This is a genomic window from Brucella tritici (assembly GCF_008932285.1).
In the GTDB taxonomy this organism is placed as follows: Bacteria; Pseudomonadota; Alphaproteobacteria; order Rhizobiales; family Rhizobiaceae; genus Brucella; species Brucella tritici.
On the sequence record NZ_WBVY01000002.1, the window covers coordinates 234,829 to 247,335 of the forward strand.

A 12,507-nucleotide genomic window follows, 5' to 3' on the forward strand; every position below is an offset into this window, starting at 1 on the left:
TCAGCGTTCAGAGTGCTGCGGCACTTTTTGGCATGCCCGCCGGACGCATGTAGCGTCGCAGCGCCGCAATGCGGAAGATCGCATTGGCTGCCCCATATCCCTTGTAGCCTCGCCTCTGCACGACTTCGAAAAAGAAGCCCTGATCGTCGGTCGGGCTGTAGAGCTGGAAATATTCTCCGCTCTCGTCGCGATCATAAAGCACGTTCGCGGCCTTGAGCCGGTCGGTGAATTCCGGATCGAGACCAAGTCGCGCTTCCAGATCGTCATAATAATTCGGCGAGATTTCCAGCGTGTGGAACCCGTTGTCGCGCAAGGCCGCAGCCGTCGCAAAGATATCGTCCGTCGCAAAAGCCAGATGCTGGATGCCCGACCCGAAGGTTTCAGCAATGAAGCGACCCGCCAGCGTCCGGCGATTTTCCGCTCCGTTGAGCGTGATGCGCAGCGTTCCCTCGTCGTTTTCCACCACCTGACTGCGCACGACGCCGCCCGGATCGACGATATCGACCATGGGCGATTTCCGCGATTCCGTGAGCGAGGTATAGAAGAGCAGCCAGGTCAGAAGCTCATCGAACTTCATCGTCTGGGCAACATGATCGATATGGGTGAGGCCGACACTGGCACCGGTTTCATTGCCTGCAACCGGCTCGAACTCGATATCAAAGATACGGCCGAGATCGGTCTTCTCATCGAGGAAATAGACCAGCCCGCCGCCGACACCACGAATGGCAGGCATACCGATTTCGCCCGGATCGAGCGGTTGCTCAAAACTTTCCGCGCCCATGGCAAGCGCGCGGGCATGGGCTTCAGCCGCATCGTCCACGACAAGCCCCATGGCATAGGCAGCAGTGCCATGAACGGCATAGGCCGAGCTGGCAAAGCCACGCGTATCCGTATTGATGACGAGGTTGATGTCGCCCTGCCGGTAGAGCGCCACGTCTTTCGTGCGATGCCTGCCAGCGAGCTTGAAGCCCAGCGCGCCGACAGCGGAAACCAGCCGTTCGGCATCATCGGCATGGGTGGCGAACTCGACAAAGCCCACACGATGCGCCTTTGCGCGGGGCGGCATGGCAGCAACCGTCAGCTTGTTGTCCGGCTCGACCCGGCGAACCTGATCGCCAAGATAGACCAGCGAACGGCGTCCGTCGGCAGCGATGGTGGCTGGTGATCCGCCACGGAACTGATCGTTGAAGATTTCGAGCGAGAAATAGCCGTCATAACCGGTCGCAGCCACCGCACGCATGAAATCCAGCACCGGCAGGTCGCCCTCGCCCGGCATGTTGCGATAATGGCGGCTCCAGTAAAGCAGATCCATGTCGATCAGCGGCGCATCGGCCATCTGGATGATGAAAAGCTTGTCCTTCGGAATGGAACGGATCGAATTCACGTCGATCTTGCGCGCCAGCGTATGAAAACTGTCGAGGATAAGGCCCACATTGGGATGATCGGCGCGGCGCACGATCTCCCATGCATCGCGGTGGTCGCTGATATGGCGACCCCAGGCGAGCGCCTCATAACCAACACGCAGATTGCGCCGCGCCGCCCTTTCGCCAAGCTCGCGGAAATCATCCGCCGCGCGGTCGATGCCGCCAATGGCGGCTGGCGACACGTTGGAGCAGACCAGAACGAGATCGGTGCCCAGTTCCTGCATCAGGTCGAACTTGCGTTCCGCCCGGTCGAAAGTGCGGCTGCGCAACGGTTCCGGCATGCCTTCAAAATCACGGAATGGCTGGAAAAGCGTGATCTCCAGACCAAGGTCGCGCGCCATCTGGCCCACCTGACGCGGGCTTTCGTCAAAGGTGAGAAAATCGTTTTCGAAAATCTCCACCCCGTCGAAACCGGCTTTGGCGATGGCCCCCAGTTTCTGCTGGAGATCGCCGCTGATGGAGACGGTTGCTATCGAAGTCTTCATGTCACGCTCCTTCCTCCGGCCGGGCCGGAGTTTTCCGCTCAGAACCGGGCAGACCTGCCCGGAACCATCTTCTTTGGTCTCGGCCCGGATATAGAGCCATACCGGCTTAATTCCCGCCGCGCACCTTCTTCAATTCGGCAAAGAGTTCATCAACCGTTTCCGCACCGATTTCGGCGGTAAACTTTTCGATGATCGGCTTTACCGCATCGCGCAGGCGCGCGGTTTCTTCCGGCGTCAGTTCGGTAACCTGCATTCCGGTCTTCTTGATCTCGTCGAGCGCCGTCGCGTCCTGCTCACGCGAAACCTTGCGCTGATAGTCCCGCGCCTCGACCGCTGCCTGTTCGATCACCGCCTTTTCCTCATCGTTGAGGCGGTCCCAGAACTTCTTGCTGATCATGACGATCTGCGGATTGTACTGGTGGCGGGTCAGCGTCAGATATTTCTGCACTTCATAGAATTTGGCATTGATAATGTTGGCGTTGGGATTTTCCTGCCCGTCGACCGTGCCGGTTTCAAGCGCCGTATAAAGTTCGGTATAGGGCAGCGGCACCGCATTGGCGCCGAGCGCATTGAACAGGGCAACGGGAACCGGCGATTGCAGGGTGCGGATCTTCAGTCCGGCAATATCCTCCAGTTTCGCAACCGGATGGCGATTATTGGTCAGGTTGCGGAAACCCAGCTCCCAATAGGCAAGCCCGACCAGCCCCGTATCGGGCAGGCGCTTCATCAGATTGGTGCCGAAGGGGCCATCCATGACCTTGTCGGCTTCCTCGCCGCTATTGAACAGGAATGGCAGATCGACCGCTTCGAATGCCTTGACGGTGCTGGACAGGATGCCCGCATTCATCACCGTCATTTCCACGACGCCACCCTGCAAGCCGGAAAGCGTCTGCGGATCACTGCCCAGAACACCACCGGGGAACAGTTTCACATTGATCTGCCCGCCGCTCTTTTCCTTCACCAGCTCGGCAAATTTCTCCATGCCCGTGACCTGCGGATGGCCCTTGCTGTTGGCGGCCGCAAACTTGATCGTCTGCGAACGGATTTCAGCCATGGCCGTGGTGGTCATCAGGGCCAGCGGCAGCACCATTCCCAGCGCCATCGTCTTCAATAATTTCTTCATGTCTTCCTCCCACTCAAAAATTCTGTCTTTGTTTTACGCATGTCTCGATCCCGAAACCGGTTTCCACTTTCGGGAGACATGCTCCAATTTAATAGAACCAGTTCATCGGCACCGTCACCAGTTGCGGGAACAGTACCATCAGGAAAAGCACCACCAGCTGCGCGATCAGGAACGGCATCACGCCCGTCATCACTTTTTCGAACGGCAGGCGCGCGACGCCGCACACCACATTCAGCACCGTGCCGACAGGCGGGGTGATGAGGCCGATGGAATTATTGATGATGAACAGCACGCCGAAATAGACCGGATCAATACCCGCTTCCTTGATGATCGGCATCAGCACCGGCGTCAGGATCAGGATCGTCGGGGTCATGTCCATGGCCATGCCGACGAGCACAACCATGAGCATGATGGCAAGCAGCAACAGCGTCTGGTTGTCCATCAAAGGCCGCACCAGTTCAGCCAGTTCACCCGGCACATCGGCAACCGTAATCATCCAGGCCGAAACGCTGGCGCTGGCAACGAGGAACATCACGACAGCCGTCGTCTTCGCCGCATCGACCATGGCCGGATAGAGCCTTGAAAGCGGTAATTCCCGATAGATCACGGTTGCGACAAACAGCGAATAGACAGCGGCAACCACGCCCGCTTCCGTCGGCGTGAAAACACCGAAGCGAAGGCCGACAATGATGATGACCGGCAGCATCAGGGCCCAGATACTGTCGAGGAAAGCCCGCATCTTTGCACCGGGTTCGGCCTTTTTCGGCAGTTCGAACTGTTCGCGACGCGCAAGGATGAACCAGGTCACGCACAGCGCGACGGCAATCATCAGGCCGGGGAAAATCCCCGCCAGAAACAGCTTGGTGATCGAAACGCCGCCGACCACGCCAAACAGGATGAAACCGATGGATGGCGGGATGATCGGTGCGATGATCGATGCCGAGGCGATCAGCCCGGCAGCGCGGCCCGGCTCGTGCCCGGCATTGCGCATCATCGGAAACAGCAATGCGCCGAGCGCTGCCGCATCGGCGACCGCCGAACCCGAAAGGCTTGCAATCACACAGGCCGCAAAAATGGCGACGAAACCGAGACCGCCGCGCACATGCCCCACCATGACCAGCGCCAGATTGACGATGCGACGCGACAGGCCGCCCGCATTCATGATTTCCCCGGCAAGCAGGAAAAAGGGAACGGCCATCAGCGGAAAACTGTCGGCGCCGTTCAGCACGTTCTGCGCCACGATCTGGGCGTCGAACAGATCCATATACATCATCAGCGCCGCACCGCTGATGATGAGCGCAAAAGCAACCGGGACGCCGAGCGCCATTGGAACCAGAAGGGCGGCAAGAAAGATGAGCAAGGTCATGGTCGGCGCGCCCTATTTACGATCTTCATCGGTCGGGACGGGCGTGACATGCTCCTCGCTGTCCGTCACGAAATGCGTTTTGGCAACGTCGATCCGACCGGTTGCGATGCCGAAGCCGTTCCACGCAATGATCAGGAGTGCAGGGACGGCAAAGGCCAGTCCTGCGCCGTAAAACCAGCCCATCGACATACCCGTCGCCGGGGCCAGAGTCGGAATATTGATAAGCGTCTGCGTCCAGCTTCCCGAAAGAACGAGCCATGTCGCGCCAAACATCATGATATGGCCAGCGACCAGCGCAATGCGCGCGCCCGCAGGTGACAGGCGGCGCACCAGAGAATCCACGCCCAGATGCGCATGGTCGCGCATGGCAACCACTGCGCCAAGAAAGGTGAGCCAGATGAAGAAGATGCGCGACAGCTCTTCTGAAACGGTTATGCCCTGATTGAAGGCATAGCGCAGCACCACATTGCCGAACACGAGCACCACCATGCAGCCCAGAAGGCAGGCAATGGCGAACCGCGCCGCGGTAAAATAGAAATCGACTAGACCTTTCACGGTTCCTCCTCCCGGCCTCCTCGGCGCATCGCTTGCAGACTGCTGCCCCTTTTCGGGTTTCGGGTGAAAGCGATGCCGCATCACCGATAGGATGCGCCCTGCATCCGAAGTGAAACTTCGCTTTCCCCACAGTCTTTGACCGTTTCCGGGCCGACCATCGCAATGAAAGGCGCGTCAGAAAACCATTCCGGCTCTCCGCAATGCCTCATCGCGAGCTGCAATCCGTTCCTCCTCAGTCCATCCCACTTTAGAACTGAATCGCATCGGTCGGCTGCGCCATCCCCCTAAAATGTACTAACTGGTTAGGAAGTCAATCGCTTCTGTTCAAACAGGCGCATGAAAGGCTTTCATTCCATCAATATCAGGAATGTTCCATCTGGTTCAAAATAGCAGGTTTCTGTGCGGAGCGCAGGCTATTGGAGAAAATCAGCCGCCGTTCACCAGTGCCAGAACAAGCTGCTGGACATTGCCGCCATTGCCCATCTCGACCTTGTCGAAGGCGCGGCCCTGAGCACGCTGGACGTCCACCATATCGGTGATTTCCTTGATGAGCACCTTGCGGATTTTCTGGCATTTCGGGTCGTTTGGAACCGACAGGCCAACGGTCCGGCGCACGATCTCGCGTGTCATGTCCTTGGCATGGTCGCCATGCACAAGCTCGTGCTTGCGGATGCCTTCTGAGAAGGTCTCCCAATGCTCTTTCACCGGGGAGGCCAATTTCTGCGAGGGCTTCGGCAGCGTATAGGTGATCTTCAGCTTCGGCGTGGCCGACAGGATCGTGCAGGCATTGTTGGAGCGGTCAAACTGCCGGTCCCAGGTCAGCACATAACTGGTATGGGCGATGACGCGGGTTTTGCCGCCGCCGATCTTCGGGCCGCGCTCGCCGATGGATTCATAAAGTTCGGGACCGGTTTTCCCGGTAATGGCGTAGGTCTTGATTTCCTCGACAGCTTTCCAGTTGTCTTCTGCAAGTGCAGGTGCCGCCACCAGAATTCCAAGGAATGCGAATACTGCCGCTTTTCTCACGCTTGCCCCGTTCCATCGATTTGCCCGGATGATTTGCGGGCAAGCTACAATATCGGCAGGCAATGCGTAAGCGGCTTTCCGGCAAAAGCGTGAAACGTCGATGCGTCGGATAATGCGATGAAGCCAATAGTTGGCGCAGATCCCACGTTTCTGTAAAATAAGATCCGTACCAACCGCATTCCACGCAACAGACTTGCTTTGTCCACAGCGGGCAAAAAGTTTGGCGATTGACTCACACACGCCGTCAGCGTTTGATCGCTCTTCAGGTATGGGGGGTTCTGTGGGCGGAGGCAAATTATCCAAAGCAGAAAATCCATCTCTATAACGCTACAGTATTGGAGTTCTGTTGTGATCAAATCCACCAGACGGGGAATAATCCACCTGGCCTTTGCCCTTGCCGCATCGACGGCGATGGGCACATTCGCCACCACGGCGGCGCAGGCCCAGGACAAGATCCTGCTCATCATCAATGGCGCGCTCGGCGACAAGTCGTTCTTCGACAGCGCCGCCAAGGGCATGAAGATGATCAAGGACAAGTATGGCGACGACGTCGAGACCAAGATTCTCGAAATCGGCGACGATCCGACCAAATGGGAGCCGGTGTTCCTCGATGCGTCCGAACAGGACTGGGACCTCATCATCGGCGGCACCTACCAGATGTCGGAAACCGTCGGTTCGGTTGCCCAGCAATATCCCGACAAGAAATATGTCCTCTACGATGCGAGCGTGCCTTATGAAGAAGGCGGCTACGACAATGTCTATTCCATCCAGTACAAGCAGAACGAAGGTTCCTATCTCGGCGGCATGCTGGCGGCTTCGCTCCTGAAGGAAGGCAAGCTCGGCGATACCGGCAAAAATCTCGGCTTCCTCGGCGGCATGGACATTCCCGTCATCAACGACTTCCTCGTCGGCTATATTGCCGGTGCGCAGTCCGTGATGCCTGATGCCAAGATCGCGATTTCCTATGCCGGGTCCTTCATGGATGCCGCAAAGGGCAAGGAACTCGGTCTCGCGCAATATCGTTCCGACGTGTCGCTCGGCTTCGTCGTCGCCTCGCAGACCGGCCTCGGCCAGCTTTCGGCTGCCAAGGAAACCGGCAAATATGTTCTGGGCGTCGATTCCGATCAGGAAGCGATCTTCAAGGACAGCGATCCGGCCATTGCCAAGCAGGTTGTCAGCTCCGTTCTGAAGAATGTCGATGTCAGCCTTCTGCAAGCCTATGAACGCTTCAAGGCAGGCGACCTGCCGTTCGGCAAGGCGGAAGCACTCGGCCTTAAGGAAGGCGCTGTCGGCATCGTGCAGGATGGCAACATGGCTTCCATGGCTACCCAGGAAATGAAGGACGCCATCAAGAAGGCTTCCGACGAGATTTCCGAAGGCAAGATCACGGTTCCGACCGCATTCGGCATGAGCACCGAGGATCTCAATGCGATCCGCAACAAGGTTCGTCCCTGATCGTGGAAAAACAAGCTGAAAATATCGAAGGCGGCGATGCTATCGTCGCCTTCCGCCCAATCGTTGCCTTCCGCGATGTGAGCAAGGTCTATCCGAACGGCACGCAGGCGCTTCGCGACGTGTCATTTTCGATCCGCGCAGGCTCCATCCACGCCATTTGCGGCGAAAACGGTGCGGGCAAATCAACGCTCATGAAAATCCTGTTCGGCATCGAAAATGCCACGGCAGGCGAAATCATTGTCGATGGACAGCATATTGCATCCTGGTCGCCGGAAGATGCCGCGGCACAAGGCATCGGCATGGTGCACCAGCATTTCTCGCTGGTGCCTACCCTGACGGTCACTGAAAATATCATTCTTGGTCATGAACCGGTGAAGGCCGGGCTGATCGACCGTGTGAGCGCGCGCAAAATGGTCGAAGCGCTGATGCAGCAATATGATCTGCACGCCGACCCCGAAGCGATCACAGGCGCGCTTTCCGTCGCCGCCCAGCAGAAGGTTGAAATCCTCAAAGCGCTGGCGCGCCGCACGAGGCTCCTGATCCTCGATGAGCCGACCGCCGTTCTCTCTCCGCCGGAGATCGAGGAACTCATGCGCAAGCTGAAGTCGCTGCGCGATGAAGGCATTACCATCCTCTTCATTTCCCACAAGCTGAACGAAGTGCGCGAACTGGCCGAAAGCGTGACCGTATTGCGCGCCGGTGCTGTTGCTGGCACGGAAAAGCTTGCCGACGTGCCGGACGATGCCATCATGCAGATGGTCATGGGCCATGCGGTCGACATTCCGCAACGCGCCCACAAGCATGACGCGATGAAAACCGTTCTCGACATGAAGGGTGTCACGACCAAAGCAGCCGATCCGGCAGACCGCATCAAGGATGTGAACCTGACCGTTGGCGCAGGCGAAATCGTCGGCGTCGCCGGTGTCGATGGCAGCGGCCAGCGCGGCCTCGTATCGGTGCTTTCCGGTCTTGCTGAAGCGGCCAGCGGCACGATCAGCCTCAACGGTGAGGATATGCTGCGCGCTGACACGGCGAGCTGGCGCAGACAAGGTCTTGGCTATCTGCCAGCCGACCGCTTTTCGCAAGGTGGCGCACCCGGCCTGTCTCTCGCCGAAAACGCGATAGCCGGAACTGGATCGATTACCGCCGACAAGCAGATTTTCTGGGGACCATTCCTGCGCTGGAGCGCGATCAAGGCCCGTGTCAGCGGAATGATAAAGCAATATTCGGTGCGCGCAGGCGCAATCACCGAACGGCTCGATTCCCTTTCCGGCGGCAATGCGCAAAAGCTCATCGCGGCACGCGAACTTGCCACCAATCCGAAATTCCTGATCGCCGACCAGCCAACACGCGGCATCGACGTTTCGGCGGCAGCCTTCCTGCACCGCCGCATCGACGAAGTGGCGCAGGGCGGCTGCGCCGTACTGCTGGTCAGCGCCGATCTCGATGAATTGCTGCGCCTCAGCGACCGCATCGTCGTTCTCTTCAATGGACGCATCGTCGCCGTTCTGGAAAACGGACCAGACATCACACCGGCTGTCCTTGGACCTTATATGCTGGGGACACGAGCATGATCCCAAAAAGTGTAACGCAGTTTTTGGATGAGATCATGCTCAAGCAGAGAGTTGCAGCGTAATGCGCAGACTGATTTCCTATCTCATTCCATTCTTGCTGACCGTGCTTGTCATCGCAGTCATCATGGCCGTGCTTCTGGTGCCGCTGGCGCTGATGCAGGACAATCCCGCCGGGGTTCTCAAGACTTTTTTCCTCGGACCATTCGGCAGCATTCGCCATATGGGCAATGTGGTGGAAGCGGCAACGCCCATCATGCTGACCGGCCTTGCGATCACCATCATGTTCCGCTCCGGCCTGTTCAATCTGGGCGCGGAAAGCGGCTTCTTCCTCGGCGCGCTCGGCGCTGTGGCGGGTGCTGTCCTGCTCCCTTCGCTCGGTTGGTTTTCGCTGCCGGTAGCGATCCTCTGCGGCGCGGTTGCGGGCAGTTTCGCCTGCACCATCCCGGCAGCGCTGCGGCTGCGTTTCGGCGCATCGGAAATGGTGACGTCGCTCGTCCTGAACTATGCCTTCCTGTTTCTTGGCCTGTTCGTCCTCAACTATGTCATCCGTGACCCGGCTGCGGGCGGGATGATGTCGCTCAAGATTCCGACGGATGCCAAACTTGACCGTCTGCTCGCCGGCACGCGTCTCAACAGCGGTTCGATCATCGCCATTCTGGCCTGTATCGCTGGCGGCATCTGGCTTTACTGGACGCGGTCTGGTCTCAATATCCGTATCGCAGGCTCCAGTCCGGGCTTTGCCAATCATCTCGGCCTGCCGCTGAAAGGCATCATCATGCGTGCCCAGATTGTCGGCGGGCTGGTGGCAGGCATGGCCGGTGCGCTGGAAGTGCTCGGCCTTCATGCCCGCTTTGCCTGGCTCGATCTGCCCGGCTATGGCTGGACTGGCCTCGTCGTCGCCATCCTGGCGCGCGAAAATCCGTTCCTGCTTATTCCCTCGGCTCTCTTCCTTGGCTTCGTGCAGATCGGCGGCGATCTACTGGCGCGCAACATGAACATCCCGACCGAAGTGGTGGGGCTTGTGACCGCCGCCATCATGGTGGGTGCGACGGCAAGCGTCATTCACAATCATCCGACCGTATTGCGGCTAATCCGCAACCTTCGCAATCGCGAAGGAGAACAAGCGGTAGTGCAGGCCGGAGTACAACCATGAGCATGGTTCTCGCGCAAATCCTCGATCCATCCTTCATCGGCACCATACTGCGCGTGGCGACACCGTTGTTGCTGGCAGCACTCGGCGTGATGATTTCCGACCGCGCAGGCGTCCTCAACATCGGCATGGAAGGCATGATGCTGTCGGCAGCACTCATTGCCGTTCTGGCGAGCGCCGCCACCGGAAGTCCGGCTGTCGGCCTGCTAGCGGCGCTCATCACAGGTGCGGCTCTCGGCTGGCTGATGTCGCTTTCGGTCAACCGGCTGGGCACCGATCTCATCATGACCGGCATCGCGCTCAACATCGCCGCTGCGGCAGCAACGACGCTCGGGCTTTTTCTTGCAACGGGCGACAAGGGGATGTCGGGCGCGTTGAAAAGCGGCGCGCTACCAAGCCTCCCCGTGCCTTTCATCGGCAATATCCACATATTGACCTTTGCAGCCCTTCTCGCCGTCCCGGCAGTCAGCCTTCTGATGATGCGTACGCGCTTCGGCCTGCATCTGCGCGCCACCGGCGTTGATCCCAAATCGGCGCGTGCCGCCGGTATCCATACAGGCCGGGTGCAGATGATGGCGCTCGTCCTGTCCGGTCTCTTCGGCGGTGCTGCCGGTGCCTATCTGTCGCTCGGTTATGTTACCTGGTTCGCCCAGAACATGACTGCGGGTCGCGGTTTCATTGCCATTGCAGCGGAAGTCATGGGACAGGGCACAGCATGGGGCACGCTTGTGGCGAGCCTGGTTCTTGCGGCGGCGGAATCTTTCGCCATCACGCTTCAGAGCCTCGGATTGCCGTTCGAACTGATGCAGATGATCCCTTATCTCGTCCCGGTCGTCGTGCTGACGATCCACGCGGCGCGCCGTCAGCGGCGCGCAAAGCAACTGAAAAACTCCTGAAATGCATATCCGAAATTTGACCAGAATCTTGACCAGAATCTTGAAATGAGCATGAAATGAAAGCTTGGGAATTGACCCGCGATCTGCTGCGCGACACGAAACCGGTGGTGCGCACAGCGGAAGAACAGACCTGGGATGCAAGCGCCGTCATGAAGGCGCAGGACGATCTCATGGCCATGTTCTGGAAAAGCAATGTGCCGGGATCGGCAGCACCCGAATGCCTGATGGCCGGTGCGCTGCAATCGCTGGAAAACAAGGGCTTCGTTCTTGCCCCTTATGAGGAACTTCTTCGCGACGGGCTGACCGCACTTGAGCGCGGTGACTTTGAAACACTGTATCGCATCGACATGCGCCTGCGTGTCCTGATGCGCGCGGCACAACCCGATCCGAACCATCCGTCGCAAAAGACTGTGCGTTACGGATCGTGGGACGAATTCGACGCCGCCGTTCAATGGCCTGACGATGTGCTCTATGCCGTCCAGTCCGATGATTTCCGCGACCGCACCGCTGCCGCCTGGATGGCGCAGCTTGTCGGAGCTGCGGCTGGCACGGCGCTTGAAGGCTACACGGCGGAAAACATCAGGCAAGTTTTCGGACCGATCCGTGATTATGTGCGCGAGCCCAACACCTATAATGATGACATCACCTTCGAGATCGCATTTCTCGAAGCCTTTGGCGACAAGGGGTCTGCTGTGACCAGCGCCGACATTGCCGAGCGCTGGACGTCGCTGATCCCCCTTGGCTGGTCGGCAGAGGCAATCGCGCTTTCGAATATCCGGCGCGGCCTCACCGCGCCCGAAACCGGCACGTCCGACAATCCGTTCGATGAATGGATCGGCGCGCAGATGCGTGGCACAATCTGCGGCATGGTTGTGCCGGGGCGCGCCCGCGAAGCTGCCCGCCTCGCATGGATGGACGCGGAAATCTCCCATGCCGGAAACGGCATTTTGGGCGAAGTCTTCAATGCTGTCATGGCAGCGCGCGCCTTTGCTGTCAGCGACACGCGCGAATTGCTGGTCTCGACGGCAGCGCTTTTCCCGACCGAAACCGAATATGGTGCGGTTCTGGACTTCGCACTCGATGCCTGCCGTTCTGTCGGCAACTGGCAGGACGCATGGGCGAAATGCGATGCGGAATATGCCGAATATAACTGGATTCACGTCTATCCGAACGCAGCCGCACAGGTGATTGCGCTGTGGTTCGGCGAAGGCGACTTCGACCACACGCTTGAAATCGTCTGCGGCATCGGCCACGACGTGGACTGCAATGCCGCGCAGATTCTGAGCATGATCGCCATCCAGCGCGGCTCCGGCATCATCGCTGAACGGTGGTCGAAGCCGCTTCTTGCCGACGACATCGTCACCTATATGCGCCGTCCGGCGAAAATCTCCTTCGACGCACTTGTCGACCAGACGGTCAGTGCAGCGCGCAACGCAGTTTAATTTGTAGAAAG

At 58.8% G+C, this 12,507-nt stretch carries 10 protein-coding genes; 5 read left to right on the top strand and 5 right to left on the bottom strand.

Annotated features, from left to right (window positions below; genetic code table 11):
* Positions 1-7: 7 nt before the first annotated feature.
* The 5 genes from F9K94_RS06640 to F9K94_RS06660 all read right to left on the bottom strand — a co-directional run bounded on the left by F9K94_RS06640 (position 8) and on the right by F9K94_RS06660 (position 5,979).
* Positions 8-1,909, bottom strand: coding sequence for a bifunctional sugar phosphate isomerase/epimerase/4-hydroxyphenylpyruvate dioxygenase family protein (locus tag F9K94_RS06640; protein WP_151644387.1), 1,902 nt, complete (start codon positions 1,907-1,909; stop codon positions 8-10).
* Between the two features lie 106 nt (positions 1,910-2,015).
* On the bottom strand, positions 2,016-3,032 hold the full coding sequence (locus F9K94_RS06645; RefSeq protein WP_109988244.1) for a TRAP transporter substrate-binding protein: 1,017 nt from the start codon (positions 3,030-3,032) through the stop codon (positions 2,016-2,018).
* Positions 3,033-3,120: 88 nt separating this feature from the next.
* On the bottom strand, positions 3,121-4,398 hold the full coding sequence (locus F9K94_RS06650) for a TRAP transporter large permease subunit (RefSeq protein WP_151644389.1): 1,278 nt from the start codon (positions 4,396-4,398) through the stop codon (positions 3,121-3,123).
* A 12-nt stretch (positions 4,399-4,410) separates the two neighbouring features.
* Positions 4,411-4,953: a TRAP transporter small permease gene (locus tag F9K94_RS06655; protein ID WP_061347529.1), complete on the bottom strand. Its 543-nt coding sequence runs from the start codon at positions 4,951-4,953 to the stop codon at positions 4,411-4,413.
* 426 nt (positions 4,954-5,379) lie between these two features.
* Entirely contained in the window at positions 5,380-5,979 is a 600-nt protein-coding gene (locus F9K94_RS06660; RefSeq protein ID WP_151644391.1) for a DUF922 domain-containing Zn-dependent protease, read from the bottom strand.
* Between the two features lie 348 nt (positions 5,980-6,327).
* On the opposite strand from F9K94_RS06660, the gene F9K94_RS06665 reads away from it, so the two are divergent.
* The 5 genes from F9K94_RS06665 to F9K94_RS06685 all read left to right on the top strand — a co-directional run bounded on the left by F9K94_RS06665 (position 6,328) and on the right by F9K94_RS06685 (position 12,496).
* The gene (locus tag F9K94_RS06665) at positions 6,328-7,434 is read left to right on the top strand and encodes a BMP family ABC transporter substrate-binding protein (protein ID WP_061347527.1); all 1,107 of its coding nucleotides are present in this window, start codon (positions 6,328-6,330) and stop codon (positions 7,432-7,434) included.
* A gap of 2 nt (positions 7,435-7,436) precedes the next feature.
* The gene (locus F9K94_RS06670) at positions 7,437-9,008 is read left to right on the top strand and encodes an ABC transporter ATP-binding protein (RefSeq protein ID WP_061347526.1); all 1,572 of its coding nucleotides are present in this window, start codon (positions 7,437-7,439) and stop codon (positions 9,006-9,008) included.
* A 61-nt stretch (positions 9,009-9,069) separates the two neighbouring features.
* Positions 9,070-10,161 carry an ABC transporter permease gene (locus F9K94_RS06675; protein WP_061347525.1) on the top strand — a complete coding sequence of 364 codons (1,092 nt, stop codon included), beginning with the start codon at positions 9,070-9,072 and terminating at the stop codon, positions 10,159-10,161.
* Positions 10,158-11,054: an ABC transporter permease gene (locus F9K94_RS06680; RefSeq protein ID WP_012093707.1), complete on the top strand. Its 897-nt coding sequence runs from the start codon at positions 10,158-10,160 to the stop codon at positions 11,052-11,054. The genes F9K94_RS06675 and F9K94_RS06680 overlap by 4 nt, the downstream gene beginning before the upstream one ends.
* A 56-nt stretch (positions 11,055-11,110) precedes the next feature.
* Positions 11,111-12,496 carry an ADP-ribosylglycohydrolase family protein gene (locus F9K94_RS06685; RefSeq protein WP_151644393.1) on the top strand — a complete coding sequence of 462 codons (1,386 nt, stop codon included), beginning with the start codon at positions 11,111-11,113 and terminating at the stop codon, positions 12,494-12,496.
* The last annotated feature ends 11 nt before the right edge of the window (positions 12,497-12,507 follow it).